The 19227-nt window shown below is 52.0% G+C and carries 16 protein-coding genes; 9 read left to right on the top strand and 7 right to left on the bottom strand.

The genetic code is table 11. The annotated features are described in order from the left end of the window. The first annotated feature begins 207 nt into the window (after positions 1-207). On the top strand, positions 208-1788 hold the full coding sequence (locus RHM61_RS10270; protein WP_322247186.1) for an isocitrate lyase: 1581 nt from the start codon (positions 208-210) through the stop codon (positions 1786-1788). 97 nt (positions 1789-1885) lie between these two features. Here the strand turns inward: RHM61_RS10270 and RHM61_RS10265 are convergent, their stop codons facing one another. From RHM61_RS10265 to RHM61_RS10255, 3 genes are all read right to left on the bottom strand, one after another. Then, positions 1886-4153, bottom strand: coding sequence for an EAL domain-containing protein (locus tag RHM61_RS10265; RefSeq protein WP_322251010.1), 2268 nt, complete (start codon positions 4151-4153; stop codon positions 1886-1888). Positions 4154-4525: 372 nt separating this feature from the next. After that, positions 4526-5446 (bottom strand): glutaminase, encoded by a 921-nt coding sequence (locus RHM61_RS10260; RefSeq protein ID WP_322251009.1) that lies wholly within the window; start codon positions 5444-5446, stop codon positions 4526-4528. A 631-nt stretch (positions 5447-6077) separates the two neighbouring features. Beyond that, on the bottom strand, positions 6078-6428 hold the full coding sequence (locus RHM61_RS10255) for a hypothetical protein (RefSeq protein ID WP_322251008.1): 351 nt from the start codon (positions 6426-6428) through the stop codon (positions 6078-6080). A 183-nt stretch (positions 6429-6611) separates the two neighbouring features. Here RHM61_RS10255 and RHM61_RS10250 point away from each other — a divergent pair, with 183 nt between their 5' ends. Next, positions 6612-7154 (top strand): lipocalin family protein, encoded by a 543-nt coding sequence (locus RHM61_RS10250; protein ID WP_416200233.1) that lies wholly within the window; start codon positions 6612-6614, stop codon positions 7152-7154. On the opposite strand, the gene RHM61_RS10245 is transcribed toward RHM61_RS10250, so the two are convergent. Further along, on the bottom strand, positions 7099-8064 hold the full coding sequence (locus RHM61_RS10245) for a LysR family transcriptional regulator (RefSeq protein ID WP_322251006.1): 966 nt from the start codon (positions 8062-8064) through the stop codon (positions 7099-7101). The genes RHM61_RS10250 and RHM61_RS10245 overlap by 56 nt on opposite strands. An 81-nt stretch (positions 8065-8145) precedes the next feature. Next, entirely contained in the window at positions 8146-8487 is a 342-nt protein-coding gene (locus RHM61_RS10240) for a CzcE family metal-binding protein (RefSeq protein ID WP_322251005.1), read from the bottom strand. On the opposite strand from RHM61_RS10240, the gene RHM61_RS10235 reads away from it, so the two are divergent. Both RHM61_RS10235 and RHM61_RS10230 read left to right on the top strand, forming a co-directional pair. Beyond that, positions 8473-8847, top strand: coding sequence for a hypothetical protein (locus RHM61_RS10235; protein ID WP_322251004.1), 375 nt, complete (start codon positions 8473-8475; stop codon positions 8845-8847). The two genes, RHM61_RS10240 and RHM61_RS10235, sit on opposite strands and share 15 nt — an antisense overlap. After that, positions 8787-10385 carry a glycoside hydrolase family 10 protein gene (locus RHM61_RS10230; RefSeq protein ID WP_322251003.1) on the top strand — a complete coding sequence of 533 codons (1599 nt, stop codon included), beginning with the start codon at positions 8787-8789 and terminating at the stop codon, positions 10383-10385. The genes RHM61_RS10235 and RHM61_RS10230 overlap by 61 nt, the downstream gene beginning before the upstream one ends. Positions 10386-10533: 148 nt before the next feature. Here the strand turns inward: RHM61_RS10230 and RHM61_RS10225 are convergent, their stop codons facing one another. Continuing rightward, positions 10534-10881, bottom strand: coding sequence for a hypothetical protein (locus RHM61_RS10225; RefSeq protein WP_322251002.1), 348 nt, complete (start codon positions 10879-10881; stop codon positions 10534-10536). 48 nt (positions 10882-10929) lie between these two features. Here RHM61_RS10225 and RHM61_RS10220 point away from each other — a divergent pair, with 48 nt between their 5' ends. From RHM61_RS10220 to RHM61_RS10205, 4 genes are all read left to right on the top strand, one after another. Then, complete coding sequence (locus tag RHM61_RS10220; RefSeq protein WP_322251001.1) at positions 10930-11199, top strand: hypothetical protein; 270 nt, start codon at positions 10930-10932, stop codon at positions 11197-11199. Between the two features lie 564 nt (positions 11200-11763). After that, positions 11764-13341, top strand: a complete 1578-nt coding sequence (locus RHM61_RS10215) for an EAL domain-containing protein (protein WP_322251000.1) — start codon at positions 11764-11766, stop codon at positions 13339-13341. A 27-nt stretch (positions 13342-13368) separates the two neighbouring features. Next, positions 13369-14004, top strand: coding sequence for a response regulator transcription factor (locus RHM61_RS10210; protein ID WP_322250999.1), 636 nt, complete (start codon positions 13369-13371; stop codon positions 14002-14004). 2 nt (positions 14005-14006) lie between these two features. After that, positions 14007-17639 carry a transporter substrate-binding domain-containing protein gene (locus RHM61_RS10205; RefSeq protein ID WP_322250998.1) on the top strand — a complete coding sequence of 1211 codons (3633 nt, stop codon included), beginning with the start codon at positions 14007-14009 and terminating at the stop codon, positions 17637-17639. A 77-nt stretch (positions 17640-17716) separates the two neighbouring features. Here the strand turns inward: RHM61_RS10205 and RHM61_RS10200 are convergent, their stop codons facing one another. Continuing rightward, a complete protein-coding gene (locus RHM61_RS10200) occupies positions 17717-18841 on the bottom strand; it encodes a YbdK family carboxylate-amine ligase (RefSeq protein ID WP_322250997.1) in 1125 nt (374 codons plus the stop codon). Between RHM61_RS10200 and RHM61_RS10195 the strand changes: the two genes are divergently transcribed. Beyond that, positions 18828-19166, top strand: a complete 339-nt coding sequence (locus RHM61_RS10195; RefSeq protein WP_322250996.1) for a hypothetical protein — start codon at positions 18828-18830, stop codon at positions 19164-19166. The genes RHM61_RS10200 and RHM61_RS10195 overlap by 14 nt on opposite strands. Positions 19167-19227: the final 61 nt, after the last annotated feature.

The following is a 19227-nucleotide window of genomic DNA, read 5'->3' as shown; positions in this document are numbered from 1 at the left end:
AAAAATACAAACATAAGCCATTGAAAACAAAGGTGTTTATTTAAGTTATATGTCTTATATAAGACATGGTGCACGAGCTAAAAACGGTTTATTATTCTTTCATGCAGTTTCGCTTCGATTTCAACACCCTGTTTTTGTAAGAGCATCATTGACGTGATCGCCGATACAAATTTCTCAATCTTGTTTTATTTTTTTTGAGGTAGCCCCATGTCACAATATCAAAACGACATCAAAGCCATTGCCGGTCTGAAAGACAAAGAAGGTAGTGCCTGGAACGCGATCAATCCTGAATCGGCCGCCCGCATGCGCGCGCAAAACCGCTTCAAAACCGGACTCGACATCGCTCGCTACACGGCCAAGATCATGCGTACCGACATGGCTAACTACGATGCCGATCCATCCAAATACACGCAGTCTCTTGGTTGCTGGCATGGTTTCATCGGTCAACAGAAGATGATTTCGATCAAAAAACACTTCAACAGCACCGATCGCCGCTACCTCTATCTGTCGGGCTGGATGATCGCCGCGCTGCGTTCGGAATTTGGCCCATTGCCAGATCAATCTATGCATGAAAAAACCGCTGTTGCCGGTTTGATCAAAGAACTTTACACTTTCCTGCGCCAAGCCGATGCGCGTGAGCTCGGCGGTTTGTTCCGTCAGCTCGATGCTGCACAGGGTGCTGCAAAGCAAGCAATTCAAGATAAGATCGACAATCACATCACCCACGTTGTGCCTATCATTGCCGATATCGATGCCGGTTTCGGCAATGCCGAAGCGACGTATCTGATGGCAAAACAAATGATCGAAGCCGGTGCTTGCTGCATCCAAATCGAAAACCAAGTGTCGGATGAAAAACAGTGCGGCCATCAAGATGGCAAAGTCACGGTACCACATGAAGATTTCTTGGCAAAAATCCGCGCCGTACGTTACGCCTTCCTCGAACTCGGTGTCGATGATGGCCTCATCGTTGCGCGTACTGATTCGCTCGGTGCCGGTTTGACCAAGCAAATTGCGGTAACTAACGAAGTCGGCGACCTCGGTGATCTGTACAATTCTTTCCTCGATGTGGACGAAGTATCGACGGCATCGATGAACAATGGTGACGTAGTCATCAAACGCGGCGACAAATTACTGCGCCCGAAACGTTTGCCGAGTAACTTGTTCCAATTCCGCGCCGGTACTGGTGAAGAGCGTTGCGTACTCGATTGCATCACCTCGCTGCAAAACGGCGCAGATTTGCTGTGGATAGAAACTGAGAAACCACATATCGCTCAAATCGGTGGCATGGTCAGCGAAATTCGTAAAGTCATCCCGAATGCCAAGCTGGTTTATAACAACAGCCCATCGTTCAACTGGACTTTGAATTTCCGCCAGCAGATTTTCGATATCATGAAACAAGAAGGCAAAGATATTTCCGCTTACGACCGCGCTGCGCTGATGAATGTCGAATACGATGGTACTGAATTGGCCATCGTCGCTGATGAAAAAATCCGCACCTTCCAGGCTGATTCGGCCCGTGAAGCTGGTATTTTCCATCACCTCATCACTTTGCCGACTTACCATACTGCTGCTTTGTCGACCGATAACCTGGCTAAAGACTATTTCGGCGACCAAGGTATGCTCGGCTATGTCGCCGGTGTACAGCGCAAAGAAATCCGTCAAGGTATTGCCTGTGTCAAGCATCAAAACATGGCCGGTTCCGACATGGGTGATGATCATAAAGATTACTTCAGCGGCGATGCAGCACTGAAAGCCTCGGGTAAAGACAACACGATGAATCAGTTCTGATACACGCTGACGCGCGACAGTGCGCGCCAGTGAAATAAAAAAATGCCTGATGATTTTTTTCATCAGGCATTTTTTTATTTCAAACAACCGAGCACCGCTACAAACTGCTTAGCTTAGTTTTTCGATGCCGTGCAATCAGCGCCGTGACACTCATAGGCCGACCCAACAGATAGCCTTGCACCGGACAGCCGAATTGACGCAAAAAACTCAGCTGCGCATCGGTTTCCACGCCTTCGGCAATCACGCCGATTTTCATATTGCGGCCCAATTCAAGGATGGCGCGGACGATCGCGCAATCGTCGCGGTCATGCGGCACACCGGAGATGAATAAGCGGTCAATTTTCAAGGAAGACAGCGGCAAGCGCTTGACTAAAGATAAGGAAGAATACGCGATGCCGAAATCGTCGAGGCTGATGGAAAACCCTAAGCTGGTCAACTCGCGCATGATGGGGATAGATTTTTCCGGCTGACTCATGACCGCACTTTCGGTCAGCTCAAGGCAGATATTATCGCTGGTAATACCGGCCTGGCTGACGATGCGCATCAATTCGGCCGGCAGTTCGCTGTCCAGGAATTCCGGCGCGGCCATGTTGATATGGACCTGCATGTGCATCATGCCGGCAGCATGCATGAGCGGCAAATCGCGGCAAACTTGCTCGACCACCCAGCGACCGAGATGTACGATGAGGCGACTGCGTTCAGCAATCGGAATGAATTGATCGGGCCGCACGATTTCACCGCTCGGTTTACACCAGCGTATCAGGGCCTCGACGGCGCAGACGCGGCCATCGACACTATCGAAAATCGCCTGGTATTCAAGAAAAAATTCATTGCGCGCGTGGGCATGATGTAGCTCAGATAATAAAGCCAGTTGTCCGGCTAATTCTTGCTGGGCACGATTGCCATCGTCTTGGTAATGACTGACCAGATTGCGGCCGTTGCGTTTGCTCAGATACATGGCGGCATCGGCCGCATGCAGTAGTTCCGCCGTGCTGCTGCCATGCTGCGGAAACACGCTGATGCCGATGCTGGCAGAAACCGACAATTCACTGCCCTCATAAATGAACACGCTGCGTGCCGCCTGCAATACCGCCTGCGCCAGCATATCGAGCTCGAGCACACTGCCGCTGGCGAGTATGGCAAACTCATCGCCACCCAAACGGCCGATGACCGCATCGCGCGGTGCGACTGCCTGCATACGGCGCGCGAATTCTATCAATACGCAATTGCCGGCTTGATGGCCTAAGGCGTCGTTAATCGGTTTGAATTGATCGAGATCGATATACAAGACGCCGAAACTCGGCTGTTTTCCATCGTGACAGGCCGCATCGAGCGCTGCATGAAAGTGCTTGCGATTAGCCAGACCAGTCATTTCATCGCTGAGGGCTAAGCGGCGGATTTGCGCCTGCTGCGTCATGCGCTGTGCGGTCAAGGCGATGAGCGCACCGATTGCCGCCGACAAATCGGGCAATTGGGCTTCGCGCTGACGCGGAAAATTACTGAAAAATTCCAGTACGCCAGGACGGTGCAAACTGCCATCCGCGGTCACATAGGTAACCGGAAACAGATACCCAGACTGTAAGCCACTGGCACTCGCTAATGCGCCGCGTAAAAACTCGCCACCGCTACTAAAACCGTCTATCCATTCGGCCTGACCGGTACGCCAAACCCGTCCGACCAAGTCGTGCTCAGGGGAAATATGCATGGCTTCACTACAGAGCTGGAACGGCACAAGCCGGGCATTATTCCCATGCCAAAAATGCTTACAGTGCAAGATATTCGCGTCGCTGCCATCTTGGCCCAACTCCCAATACGCGCCCCATTCCCAACCAAGATCGAGACACACTAACTCAATAATTTTAGTGACGGCCTCAGCGAGCGTGTCGGTACCGATCAAATACTGGGTCAGGGCGAAATTGAATTTCTCGCGCATCGCTGCGTGCTTGACCGATGTCACATCGATCAGCACGCCCGAACTGATCGCGGCAGACTCGGCAACCAAAGAACGCAGACGAAACCAGCGCACCCCTTCGAGCGGATCGATCAAACGAAATTCACAATCGAGCGGCGCACCACCATGGCGCGCTTGCTCCATGGCTGCACTGAAACTTGGCAAATCATCCGGAACCACATGGGTAGAGCAAGCCTCAGCCGAGGCATGCTCGCCGGCGGCTACCCCCAGATAGGCGGCGGCAACCATGGATAAACTCATCTGTCCGCGCGCGCGCGCCAGCCACCAGCGGCCGTAAGCGCTCAGATCTTCAATTTGCTCCGGCACGATACTGCGCGCAACGATAGACTGCCACAGTGGGGTATCGACAACGCTTTCTGCTTGGCTATTGCCGCGCATTACTGTTGCCGACATGATAAGGCCAGGCCGACAAAGGCAGGGGTTTGTGCCGTACGTTGCGGTTCGCATCTTACACACGCATTGCTAGGCTCATATGCCAAAGGCATGGTAGTTCCAATCATTTGGGTCGCCCACGGCTGCGCCGCTGACGAGGGAGTGCAATCAGTCAAAATATTTTCCAGGCGTAGCGCGGGACGGTTTGCCTGCATCAAGCATAATTACCGAGCACAAATTGTGCCAACAGGAAATATTTATCGCAATCACGCAGCGCGAGCGGCAGCGCGCACACGAAGGCCGCTTACTCTGGCGAACAATATGGCGGTAACGGCAGCATGCCTGTCATCGCGCCGGTGCTGTGAAGGAGAGAGAGAGGGAGGCGTGGTGCAATCAGAAAATGGAGCGCGCGGTCAGCGTCGTAAATCGTTCCAAAGCATAGGTGCCGGCCAATGAGTTGCCAGTCGCATCGAGACCGGGCGACCAGACGGCTACCGCCAATTCGCCGGGAACAATCGCCAAAATACCGCCGCCGACGCCACTTTTAGCCGGTAATCCGACGCGATAGGCAAAGTCGCCGGCCGCATCATAGGTTCCACAGGTGAGCATGAGGGCATTGAGGCGCTTGGCCGAACTGCGATCGAGAATCGCCGTGCCATTCCAAGGGATAGTACCGTGTTGCGCCAAAAAGCTGCCGGAGCGTGCCAGCTCGCTGCAAGTCATCGTGATCGAACACTGGCGGCAATAACTGGCGATGACTTGCTCAACCGGATTATGCAAATTACCGAAATCTTTCATCAAATGGGCAATGGCGTAATTTCTGTGCGCCGTGGCGCGTTCCGATTCGGCCACCGCCGTATCGAAATCGATGCCGGCATTACCGCAGATGCTGCGGGCAAACTGCAGCACGGCGATATCGGACTGGACAAAGCGACTCGCCAAAATATCGCTGATCACCAAGGCCCCGGCATTGATGAAGGGATTGCGCGGCTTACCGCGCTCGTGCTCAATTTGCACCAAGGAATTGAAGGGATTGCCAGACGGTTCGCGCCCGACCCGCTCCCAAATCGCATCTCCTTCACGCGAAAACGCCAATGCTAAGGCGAATAATTTGGTAATACTCTGCAAGGAAAACTTCTGCTCGGCCACTCCAACCTGATAACTACTGCCATCAAGGCAATAAATCGCCATGGCAAATTGCGCCAAAGGCACCGTCGACAACTGCGGTATGTATGAAGCAACGCGACCTTCGGCAAGCAAAGGCTGAACTTCTTCGTAAATGGTGGCCAGGATGGCAGAGTAGTCAAGTTTCATCTTAAGGCGTCATCAGGAAATGGAATGCTGGTCAGCAGGAGCTCAGTATGCATAACTTATCCGAAATCGGCAGAATTTTATTCTGTAATAAAAGGAAATACCCGATTTATCACAAATCAGGGAAGCGCGGATGAAATCCGCGCTTCCCTGAGTCTAATCGCCGGCATCAACGCGGCGGCTTGCTTGCCGTGGCACGTATACCGCAGCAACTTAATGGATCGTCGCAAGCGACGATGGAAAAGCCTCTGGAAGGGGTTTGCATCCCCTCCCATCGGGTCGCTCCTTCGTCGCTCACCGGCCAAAAGAGGCTGTCGCAAAAGCCTGATGGACGTTTTTTACACCTGAAACACCGCATACCTCGTCATTCCCGCATGCCGCAGCCTCGTCATTCCCGCATGCTTTTAGCGGGAACCCAGTGTCGTTTTCAGCGCTGAAAACACGATCATCTCTGGCATTTTCAGTTAACCACGAACGCCGCTGGGTTCCTGCCAAAAGCGCGCAGGAATGACGTGGCCACCAGTTAGGGTAATGATACCGACTCAATACCCTTTTGCGACAGCCTCTGAAGCCCGGGGTTTCAAACCCTAGTCAGATTTTTGATGAATACCGATCAGGAATCAAGAATCAAGAGTCAAGAACCGATTTTTTTACTGACGGCATTTTCCTGCTGATTCAAAGTTTTCTGTTCTTGCTTGCTGATATGGCCGTGATCTTGCGACGCCATATCGCGTTCTTCCTGGCGAATCTGATGATCTTGCTTCTTGAGTCGGGCGGCTTTCCCCTTGCTCATTTCTCCTTCCGCCACTTCTTTATTGATGCGTTTGTTTTGATTGTCGAGCCGCTGATTGACTTCGGCGCGGCGCGGATGCGCTTTCTGCCATGGGGTTTCTTCGGCCTGGCTGGTCGCCGCACTCAATGCCGCGGCCAAACCGAGTAAAGCGATGGTATAGCGCAGTGCCGATGATTTTTTATTTGTGTGCATGTGAGTTCCCCTGTAAAGTTTCGGTAGGGCAGTACCTAGTCTGCCATTCATGCAATAACGCCATCAGCTTGATTTCGGTTGTCCGGCCAATTGTATCTTGATGTATCTGCGCGGCTCTCAGAAGTCAGCGTAGCCTGCGATTTTTTTAACAAGGCGAGCCCCTCCATGCGCAAATTCCTGTTTCTGTTAATGTTGCCGGTGCTGCTCAGCGCCTGCGTCAATCGCCCACCCGACGTGGTGCCAGTGGCGCAGTTCGACAGCGCCCGTTATCTCGGTAAATGGTATGAAATTGCCCGCATCGACCATTGGTTTGAACGCGGCTTGAGCGAGGTCACGGCCGACTACAGCCCGCGCGAGGATGGCGGCCTGCGCGTGATCAATCGCGGCTTTCATGCCGCTGATGGTAAATGGAGCGAATCGACCGGCAAAGCGTTTTTTGTCGATGGTCCTGAGGTCGGTTTTCTCAAGGTGTCGTTTTTCGGACCGTTTTACGGTGCCTACGTGATCTTTGAGCTCGATACCGAGCACTACCAGTACTCGCTCGTCGGCGGTGCCGATAAATCGTATCTGTGGCTGCTATCGCGCACACCTACGCTGGACCCGGCAGTCCAAGCCCGCTTACTGGCGCGCGCCGCCGCACTCGGTTTCGATACCAGCCAATTAGTGTTCGTCAAGCAAAGCGCGCCGGCGTCAGCAGCGCCAGCGCATCCGCCGGTGCCTGGCTAAGGGCTAGCGCAGCGGAGTTTTGCGTGATGCGCGCAATCAAAAACTCCACAAAACTGCGCGCCTTCGAGGTCAAATAGCGCCGACTCGGATAGGCGATCAGCAATTGCAAGCCCGGTACTTCGTACTCGCCCAGCACATGCACCAAGCGACCGGTTCTGATGTGATCCTCAGTCAGTACGCAGGTCAGCATGGCAATACCGAGGTCGTTGAGCGCGCATTGAAACGCCATGGCTGAGGTATTACACACCATTGATGGCTTGAGCGGCACCGTCGTAATACGCCCATCACGCGCCATCAGTGGCCAGACCTCGCCGCCGCCCGCATAGCCTGGCAGCACGATACAGCGGTGCAGCGGCAAATCTTCAGCACATTGTAAGGGCGGTGCTTGCCGCAAGTATTGCGGACTAGCGCACAGAATCAAACGGGTGGAGACCAATTCGCGCGTCACTGTATCGGAATGGATGGCATTGCCGCCAATGGTGATGGCAAGGTCACGGCCACTGGCAGCGAAATCGACCGGCTCATCGGACAGTATCAAATCGAAAACGATGTCAGGATAAAGTTCTTGAAACTTCCGTATCAGCGAAGGCAGGAAATGTAATCCGAAATTAACCGGTGCCGAAATTTTCAATACCCCGGAATACGCTTTCCCGGCCGAACTGACCAAGGCTTCCGCATGACTGACATCGTCGAGAATCTGGCGGCTGTGCTCCAGGTAAATTTCGCCGCGCTCAGTGAGCGACAAGCGTCGCGTGGTACGCACCAATAATTGCGAACCCAATTGCTTTTCCAAGGCAGAAACATGGCGAGTAACCACCGAGGGCACCATATTGAGGTGCTCGGCCGCGCGAGAAAAACTGCCATACTTGACCACCTCGTTAAATACCTGCATCGCAATCAATTTATCCATCTGCGCCGCTTTCTGCTATTCATCAGACTTGATATTGCCACGTTTTCGCGTGGGCGCGCTCAAATCTGATGGCGGTAAACATCAAGGATTCAGATATTGCGGGTCAGTTGCCACATAGGCACGCACAGTTTGCGCTAACAAGCCGGCCGGTGCGACGGCATTGAGTTCAAAGCTGCTGACCGTCATGGCAACGTCAAATTTCCAGGCAAACGCTGAGTCACCGACGGTGAACTGCACGGTCTCGCCGCCGGTTACGTTGACAGCCTTGGTATTTGGCGTGATGGCAATAGTACGTTGCGCCGCCTGGGTCGGTACCGCGGTACCGAGCAGATAAGCATACTTCTTATCGGCACTTTCTTGCGCCAATACATTACTGCTCAAAGCGAGCAAACTCAAGGCGGCTATCCATTGCGTGGTTTTCATTGTTACTTCTCCGAGCGGGGCGACTTGCTGGTGTTTCGAGAGGACTCGATTATTGCTCAACAAGTAGCTATTGTTTATATTTTGATTCATTTTTTAGCTGAATCGACGGCATGCACGCACTATATGCGAGAAATTAGTCCAAATAAAGCTCTCCCGCAACAATTCATTATTGCTAAAATAAGAATTATAAGCTTCAATCAACAATCATTCCGCCGCCGGCTTGCTGCTGAAAATGCTGGTCTGCCTAAGTGGAATGCAGTAGCATCTGAGCTCTTTTGTTTTACAACGATCATTGCCGCATGCTTGCCCACGTCTTCGCGCTCACCACGCCCCTCCGATCGCGCCGCCTCAGCCTGCTGAGCGCGTCGGCAGCCGTCTTGCTGATGTTGGCCTGCCAGTCGCCACCGCCGCCTTCAAGCCCAAGCAAGACGCCATTGCTACCGCCTTCCAGCCGACCGACGAGCCCGCCGACTGCTGGCCAGCCCCCCGCCACACCGCGTGAGTTCCGCGCCGTTTGGGTATCGACGGTGGCCAATATTGACTGGCCAAGCCGGCGCGACCTCAGTAGCGAAAAGCAAAAAGCAGAAATCCTCACCGTGCTCGATCAAGCCGCCGAGATGAAGCTCAATGCCATCGTTTTGCAAGTGCGGCCAGCAGCCGATGCGATTTATCCCTCGGCCATCGAACCGTGGTCTGAATTTCTGACCGGAGAACAAGGACGTGCACCGCGCCCTTATTACGACCCACTGCAATTTTGGATAGAACAGGCACACCAACGTGGCTTGGAATTACATGCTTGGTTCAATCCCTACCGCGCGCGCAGCGCAGGTGCCAAGGGTAGCGTGGCAAAAAATCACATCAGCCGCAGCGTACCCGGTGTGGTGCGCCAGTACGGTGAGTTGCAATGGATGGATCCGTCGGAACCGCAGGCGATGGAACAAACTCTGCGTGTCATCAGTGACGTCGTTCACCGCTACGACGTCGACGGCATTCATATCGACGATTACTTCTATCCCTACCCGATCAAAAATGCCAGTGGCGCGGAAGTCGATTTTCCCGATGATGCGAACTGGAACCGTTATCTGCAAAGCGCTGGCACACTTAGTCGCGCCGACTGGCGGCGCACGCATGTTAACAACTTGGTCGAGGCGCTCAACCAGATTGTCCACCGAGAAAAAAGTTGGGTGAAATTTGGTATCAGCCCGTTTGGCATAGGGCGACTCGATCGCATGCCCGCCGGCATTACCGGATTTAGCCAATACGATAAATTGTATGCCGATGTGGAACTGTGGTTGGCGCAAGGCTGGCTCGACTATCTGGCACCGCAACTGTATTGGCCTATCAATCAAACGCCGCAGGCCTTCAAAGTATTGTATGACTACTGGCAAGCGCAAAATTCGCAGCAACGCCATATTTGGCCTGGCCTGTACACCAGTCGCATCGACCAAAGCGAGCGCTCTTGGAGCGCCGATGAAATTCTCAATCAAGTCGAGGTCTTGCGCGAACGTTCAGGCGACGGACATATTCATTTCAGTATGATCAGCTTATTACAGAATCGCAAAGAGATACGCCAGCGACTGGCGACCGAGAAATATGCAACGGTGGCCGTGGTACCTGCCTCGCCTTGGTTGGAAAGTACCAACTTGGCCGCCCCACAATTGCACTTGCATGCAGATCAGCAATCACTGCGAGTGAATTTGGCCGACCCTGAGAATACCCGTTGGTTAGCCGTGTGGCGACGTAGCGATGAACAATGGTTGCTCAGCGTACAGAGTGCGCAGCAACTACAAGTCGACATCACACTGCCAGCTAAGGCCAAGACGAAGGAAATCAGTATTACGGCGATCAGTCGCTCCGGCCAAGAAAGCCTGGCCAGCAGCCTGACGCTGATACACTGAGTTTAATTGGCAAAGCTCAATTTCGCTGCGATAAAATTCGTGCCTACCTAAAAAAAATGACACCGATCCATGTTAAATGATCGGTGCCAATTGGAAAGAATTAAACAGCACAACTCCATATCAGACCGATATGGAACCGCGCTCTGCATCACGCCACTGCTGCTTGCTTCTCGGCATCCGGCTGTGCGTAAACTTTATCATTCGGTGCAGTACTGACCCAGCGTTCGCCGCCCTTCATATATTTCTTACGTTTATCGCCCATTAAAGCGCGCAACTCACCAATACTCAAACCGGTTTTTTCATGCATACGTATCAAAACATATGGGCTGACCATCACATGAAAATTACGAATTTTGCTGATCACATGCGGCTTCAATTCCAAGAAACGACACAGGCTTGCATCGTTTTTTAATTCCAATTTTTCCAAAATAAAATTGAGCAAATTGTTCGGATCGTAATTGAAAAAATTGGTGTTGGTTTGGGTCTCTGTTTGCATGGTCCACTCCTATACAGTTAAAAAATCCATTGCCGATTGAAAATCAAAATGATTGACACATTTGGCAATATGAAAGATATTGATCGCGCTGAAAAGCGCACGACTGCCTCCGACATGAAGATAGCAAGCAAACTTCTCATGCCATCAATGGGTCGTGATCTCAACACTGATCAATATAGATTTAATGTTGTACAACGGCTGGAAAGCAAAAATCGCCGCCTGTTTCGCATCGGTAACACTGTCGATCAGCCTCCGCCTCTTGTCACTGATTCCGAAATGAATAACAAATTTCAACGGCCGACAATATTTTCAATGTAGGTTGCACTCACATCAAATTGCATACGTCACTCTACTCAATTTTTAGGAAAATAAATGTAAGAAAATTCCGAAAATATTGCCGATACCAACAGAAATTATTGAGTATGGTTATTTCTTAATTGTCGCGACACACAATGAAGCGACATCGCATTATCAGTTGAGTAATTTTCGCACTGCCTATCTGGGAAAAATTTGGGAGTTACTCACAGAGAACTTAGCGAATTTTGACTGAAAATAAAATGCTTCAACAGTAGGAAAATTCCGACTATTCTCTTTTTTTTCGTTTTATACTGTACGAAAAAAAACGCTGGTCTGAAAAATAAATGGCGGGAAATTTCACCTCACTAAACACGATGATGATATTTTTTGAGGATATTTTTATGTAGACTGATTGACTGCAATTTCGTTTTTTAGTACCAGTCCTATTACTTTTTACGCATTAGTAGTCATAGAACTATATAAGCTCGGCGTACATTTCGGTATCGTTCAATCTTTGTTGCAATATTGCCCGACATTTTCCGGCACACGGATCATGTTTCCGGCAATCAAGGGGATTCAGAAAAGATGAACAAGAGCACGATTATCAGTATTGCCAGCATGTCAGCATTACTGGCAACGGCGGCAACGATGTGGTCGGTCTCGCAGATCGCTTCCCTGCGCACCGAAAAAAGTGAACTAAATCAATTAAAACAAACCGCACGACAAGCCCTCGACCGTGCCACCAGCACCATGCATGCGGCGAGCGTGAGTCTGCTTACTCTTGAACAACTGAATCTTCCGCCTTGCTCAGACGAACATCGCGAAGCGATGCAAAAATTAAGCTTCAATGCAACCCATTTTGAAGCCGTGTCCTATATTGAAAATGGCGCGGTTAAATGCGATTCTTGGGGCAACATTTCACCCCAACAAACCATGCCGCAAACTGAAATGCTCAGCGATGACGGTTTGCTCATCAGTTTTAATCAACCCTTTCCTGGTGCGATGACGACATGGCGTTCATCGCACTATATGCTGCAAATAAACCCTTTACGATTCACCGATCTCGGTGTACCCGCTGATACGCAGCTATCGGTTTACTACAATGATGAAAAAATAGCGGAAAAAACGACTAAGCTGAGCAAGTCAGGCGCAACGGACGACTACGCGGCAAATCTGCAGGCCGGCCACTTCGCCGTCGCCATCAACAAACCGCGCGCGGCGGCAAGCGCGGCCGTGCGTGAGCAAACCATCTTATTGTTGCCGTGGGCAGCAGCGATGATCGCCTTAATTCTGCTCGCCATCGTCGCGAGCGTGCGTCGTCGACTCTCTTTCATAGGCGAACTGAAACATGCTGTTGCCGAAAAGCGATTCGTTAATCACTACCAGCCAATTATCGATCTGCGCAACGGTCGCTGCATCGGTGCAGAGGCCTTGGTTCGCTGGCAACGGCCGGATGGTAGCTTGGTTCGGCCGGATTTGTTTATACCTTGCGCCGAACAACATGCCTTGATCGCGGCGATTACCGACATCGTCATCACCACCTTGATCAGCGATTTACAAGAATTTTTACGCAGCAACCGTGACTTCCATATTGCCATCAATGTCGCCCCCGAAGACCTCAAGTCCGGGCGTGTGCTCGATGTGCTGGCCACGCAGTTGGCCGCCGCTGAGATCAACGCCAATCAGATTTGGATTGAAGCAACTGAACGTGGCACGCTCGATATCAAGCATGCCCGTGCGACTATATTACGGGCACAGCAAGCCGGACATACTGTGGCCATCGATGACTTTGGTACCGGCTATTCGAGTCTATCGTATTTGCAAGAAATCCCGCTCGATGTATTAAAGATAGACAAATCATTCATCGACACCATAGGCAACGATGCGGCGACGAGCGAGCATGCCGGCGTCACTCCACATATCATCCACATGGCCCAGTCGCTGCGCTTGAAGATCGTCGCGGAAGGCGTGGAAACGGCGCGACAAGTCGACTATTTACGTGCCCGCGGCGTGGAATACGCGCAGGGTTGGTGGTTTTCCAAAGCCTTATCGGTGCATGAATTTCTCGCGTATCACGCGCGCACGGATGGCCATGAAGCATCCTCAAGCCTGGACCTGCCGCGCCCTGCTCGGCCCTATTCAAACAGATTGACGCATGTCTGAACGTGCGCAGTAACAAGGGAGTAAGCCATGAGTAAAATAATGATCGTCGACGACCATCCAGTCATACTGATCGCTTTGCGCGCACTGTTTGAACAGGATGGCCACGACGTGATTGCGGAAAGCAATAATGGCATTGATGCACTGACCGAGGCCAAACTATTGTTACCGGATTTACTGGTGCTCGATCTGGCGCTGCCAACCTTGGATGGCCTCGAGGTGATTGCGCGACTACGCTCGCATGACATGGCCGTACCGGTACTGGTGTTTACCTCCCATAAGCCCTCGGTGTTCATGCGCCGCTGCCAACGTGCCGGTGCCTCCGGCTTCGTTTGGAAGCAAGGTGATTTGCTCGAGGTCAGACACGCAGTCAATACCATCCTGTCCGGTCACACCTATTTCCGCCGCCCGCATGACCTGCCGCTGATACCGAACGACACCGAGGAAATCGAAGTTGAATTACTCGATCACCTCAGTAACCGCGAATTCCGTGTCTTGCAATGTCTGACCGATGGCATGCTCAACAAAGATATCGCCAAATCGATGATGCTGAGTGAAAAAACCGTCAGTACCTATAAAACCCGCCTGCTTGCCAAACTTAAAATGCAATCTCTGCTGGAACTCATCGAGTTCGGTAAGCGCAATGACGTCACCAATATCATTTGAGCATGTACATGGCGATCTTGCTACGCTGCTGCCTCGGTTTCATGTTTGCCATATGGCAAACTTCAAGCGTCGCCGATGCTTTGGAATCCGGTACGCCGCTGAACGTATTCGGTCGCAGTCAGATTGAGCATGTCGATTTTCACCTGTCAGGGAAAAACTGGACTTGGCTAGGACAAAAACGCCAGCTGACCATAGGCACAGCCTTACCTGATTCCGCGCCATTTGAAGTTGCCACTGGAGATACGAATTACGAAGGCATCACGGCCGACTATATCGATTTGCTTGGAAAATTAATGGGCGTGCAAGTTCGCGTACTGCGTTTTAATAGCCGAAGTGCCGCCTTGCATGCACTGCTGGACGGTCGCATTGATTTACTCGGCAGCGCTAACCAAGGCAATACCAAGCATCCTGAGCTCATGCTCTCAGCCCCTTATGTGAAACAAGATGTGGTCTTGCTGCGCAGCTTAGAGCAAACCGATACCAAGACGATGCCACAACGCATAGCCTTGTCGGCTTACCTGCCGCTCGACGACTATTTGCCCATCTGGTACCCGCATTCGGTCGCCCACACCGTGGCCAATAATCGACGCGCCATGGCCGAGCTGGCATACGGCGCAGCCGATGCCTATCTGGCCGATGATATTTCCAGTGACTACCTGATGCAAAAAAATTTCGACCAAGTTCGGGTGGTGGCACGCTTACCCAACCCACTGGTTGGTTTGAGTTTTGCCATGCGTAAAACCGATGTCGATCTGCTCGAGAGTATCAATCAAATTCTCGCTGCGCTCACGCCCTATCAAAACAGCGATCTGCTCAAACAATGGGGGGTACGCACGCATACCCAGAGCGGTGCGAGCTTGGATCTGAATCCAAGGGAACAACGTTGGTTGGAAAAAAATCGCTCCCTGCGTCTGTACGTCAACAGTTTGTCGGCACCGGTGGCTTTTTTCGATGATGACAAACAATTTCAGGGCATCACCGCCGATATCCTGAGCCTGATCAGCGAACGTACCGGTCTGCACTTCGAAATTAAAAACATTGCCGCGGCTGAAGAAATCGTCGATCAGGTGGAGGCCGAGGCCGGCGCGGCCATTTGCATGCTCAACGTAAGCGAAGAACGGCGCCGCAAAATCGACTTCACCCATCCGTTTTTGAGCGATATGTTTGTGCTGGTGGTGCGAAAATCTGAACACAAAGTCCGTGGGCTCACTGATCTGACTGGCCGCTCCTTGGCGATTAACCATGGCAATCCGCTGTTCCCACTGTTACGCAAAGACTATCCGCACATTCGCTTAGTGCTGGTTGACAATGCGACCCAAGGACTACTGCGACTCAAGGAGGGGAAAGTCGACAGCGTGGTCTATCCACAAATCGGTATCGATTACCTGATTCGACATTTTTTCAAAGATGAGCTCCAAGTCGTTGCCGCCGTCGATGACATGCCGGTACATATGGGATTTGGCGTCCATCGCGATTCCGGCGAATTACTCACGATACTCAACAAAGCCATACTCAGCATCCCGCCCGACGAATTGCTGACAATTACCCGACGCTGGCGCCAAGAACCGCACTCGACCTTAAGCACATGGATCAATTACCGCACCCATATTTACCAAATTGTCAGCGGTGCGCTGTTGATACTGCTGGCCTTCCTCGGCTGGATCTTGTACCTGCGCCGCCAAATCGCCCGCCGCAAGAGCGCCGAAATCAAGCTCAATGATCAGCTCGCCTTCATGCGCTCACTGATAGACGGCACCCCCCACCCCATCTATGCCACCGATGTCAACGGAAATCTGAGCTTGTGCAACGCCGCCTACCGCCGGTTTTTTCTCGATAGTGCAGGCAACGAGCAGGCACATCAGGTCTTGCCAGAATTTGCCCAACACTGTCGCCTATCCTTACAAACGGGCCAAGCCGCGTTACAAGACCTGTTCATCGACTTGCATGGAAAAAGCTATTGCGTCTACCATTGGGTGGTGCCGTACCATGATTCCTTCGGTGAATTAGTCGGCACCATTGCCGGTTGGGTCGACATGACCGAGCGCGAACATTTGCTGCAAGAATTGACCGCATCGAAATGCCGTGCCGATGAAGCCAGTCAGGCCAAGAGTATTTTTCTCGCAACCATGAGCCACGAAATCCGCACACCGATGAATGCCATCATCGGCATGTTGGAATTGACGCTGCGGTATGCCGATCAAGGCCGTTGGGATCGTTCGCAAGTCGAATTGGCGCACCATTCGGCACAGGCCCTGCTCGGTTTGATCGGCGATATACTCGATATCGCCAAAATCGAATCCGGCAAACTCGACCTGCAACCGCGCCGTACCAAACTGCGTGAGCTGCTGGAGTCGGTCGTCGCCGTCCTCGAAGGCTCGGCCAAAGAAAAATCTTTGACACTCACGCTATCCATCGCCGCACTCGGTAACGAAGAAGTATTGATCGACCCGCAGCGCTTGATGCAAATCGCGTTCAACCTGATCGGCAATGCGATCAAATTTACCGAACATGGCACTGTCAATGTCCGTCTCGACTGCGCGCCCTTAACTGATAATCGCTTAGCCTTGACGCTGAGCGTACAAGACAGCGGCATCGGCATCGGCATTGACGATCAAAAAAAATTGTTTCATCCTTTCTCACAAATCAAGCACGACAGCCAGGCCCGCGGCGGTACTGGTCTGGGCTTGGTGATCAGCCGAAAATTATGTGAAATGATGGGGGGCGAGCTGTCGTTGAGCAGTACGCCGGGCAAGGGTACACTGGTTGTGGTGAATTTGTCGGTCCCGAGTTTGGCCGGCCTTACTTCACAACAGCCGCCAGCACTGCCCGCCAAGGCAGTACCGGCTATGAGTGGTAAAGACCTCAAGCAGTTAACGGTGTTGGTGGTGGACGATAATAAATCGAACCGCATCGTACTCGAACAGCAACTCGAATTTCTCGGTCATCAAGTCAGTGTCGCGGCCGACGGCCGCGAAGCCATGCAACTTTGGTCACCAGGAAGTTTCGATCTGGTCATCACCGATTGCAATATGCCACATTTAAGCGGCTATGAATTGGCGCAGACCATACGCAGTATCGAAAACGATCTGCCCGATCTGTCGCCGACCACGATCTGGGGCTACACCGCCAATGCCCAGACCGAGGAAATCCAACGCTGTCAGAACGCAGGCATGAACGATTGTATTTTCAAGCCAGCCGGCTTGGAAGAACTGCGCACCAAGCTGGTCGCTTTTTTCAACCGTGTATCTCAAGCCGTCACAAACAAGGACAGCGCCAGCGAGCTCCAAGGCTGGAAAGCCCTGTGCATGGGCAATGATGCCTTGGCGGAAAAATTGCTCAAAGAAGTCATCAAAACCAATCGTCTCGATCTGCAGCAGTTACAAGCCGCAGCGGCGCTGCCCGACTTCCAACAAGTCGCAGCGCTGGTACATCGCATCAAAGGATGTGCGCGCATGGTTCAAGCCCAGCAGTTGGTGGAACTCTGCGAGCAGCTTGAAGATACTGTCAGCGATGCGCAGAGTGCCACGCGCATCGCTGACATCGTCACCGCATTGGAATGCGCCGTGCTGGCTCTGGAAACCGTGTTGCGCCAAGATTTGTCGACGCTGCTGAAAGCCAGGGAAGCACAGATTTAATCCAAGCGGTTTGCCCGCCGGAGGCTGCTTGTCTTGACGTCCTCCCCCACCTCAGAGGTATGCCGGAATGAAGCAGATCAACCCGCGTCGCCACGAAAGCGCTCGATGGAATAGCCAACCATATCAGGAAAACTGGCACGTCGTTCATATTGATGGCGCAACAGCTTGCTTTCATCACCCTCGGCGACGATATATTCGATATCAAGCAATGCTTCTTCACTATTGAGCGCACGTGCATGCGGGCGAATTTTTTCAATAGTGGCAGCGATATCATCACGCAATGTGCGGCGTTGATAATCACGCGCATCAACCAATTGCGCCTCGAAACCGAAACGAGCGGCCTCAAAACGATTGTAATCATAGACCAAATAGTCTTCCTCGCACACAGCCGGCTCGCCGCCAGTCAACAGGTAACGACACAATGCCTGCAAGTACGCCGCCAAAGCCGCGGCACGTTCGACCGACAATGGGGTGTCGCAGACGCGTAATTCAATCGTGCCGAATTCCGGTTTAGGTCGAATATCCCAATAAAAATCTTTCATGCTCGTGAGTATTCCGGCGCGCAGCAATTTATCGACATGCTCGCTGCAAAATTGCTGCCAATTGAGTATGAACGGTGCGCGTCCCGACAAGGGAAATGCTGAAATCGAATTCAGGCGCGCCGAGTGGTAGCCGGTATCAGTCCCTTGCACGAACGGTGAATTACCCGACAAGGCTATGAAATGCGGCACGTAGCGATTGAGGGCATGCAGTAGAAACATGGCCTCATCACCGCTACTGCAGCCGATGTGAATGTGTTGACCAAAAACCGTAAACTGTTGCGCCAGATAGGCGTAACGTTCCGATACTTTTTCATAGCGTGCCAGTTGAAAAATCCGCCGATCTGACCACATCTGAAATGGATGCGTACCACCACCGGCAATGCCAATATCAAGCGTTTTCGCTGCGCCCAACAGGGTTGTGCGCATGGCGCGCAATTGCGTGAGCAATTCCTGATACGAGAGGTGAACCGTGGTCGCCACCTCGATCATGCTTTCAGTAATCTCGGGTGTGACCATGCCAGGAAATACGTCTTGCTGCAATAGATCAAGCAGTGCAGGACTGGATGGAGATAAATCAAAACTCGATAAATTTATCAACTGCAATTCCAATTCCACACCCATGCTCAATGAATCGGAGTGTTTAAATTTGTTCAAAGTCATTGTATTTCTCCTCGATGAAAAGTTCCGCGTGCACACTCGCCCAAATACGATGCCGATGACCATAAGGCCGATCTGCTCTTCGGTTGCACGAAAAATCAAATCCATCGGTATGCGCTGCAGCGATCTGCCAGCCTATTTTTTTGTAAGCAACACTGCTCAGTGTCGTATGAGGAACGAAAGATCTTTATCGATGATAAAAATCTTTTTCGCACTCGCGTTTCGGCAGCTGTTATCAGCCTTCTTCAGCTTTACTTTGGAGCGTCACCAGCATCTTTGCTTTGTTGACGATAGAGAAATTGATATGGCAGGCCAGCGCCGTCAGTGAGCGAATGACCCGTTTATTGCAAGCCGATCAACACCTGATCAGCTATGCGATTGCCATGGAG

The organism is Undibacterium sp. CCC3.4, from assembly GCF_034347425.1.
In the GTDB taxonomy this organism is placed as follows: domain Bacteria; phylum Pseudomonadota; class Gammaproteobacteria; order Burkholderiales; family Burkholderiaceae_D; genus Undibacterium.
This window is presented reverse-complemented; position numbering and strand designations above follow the sequence as displayed.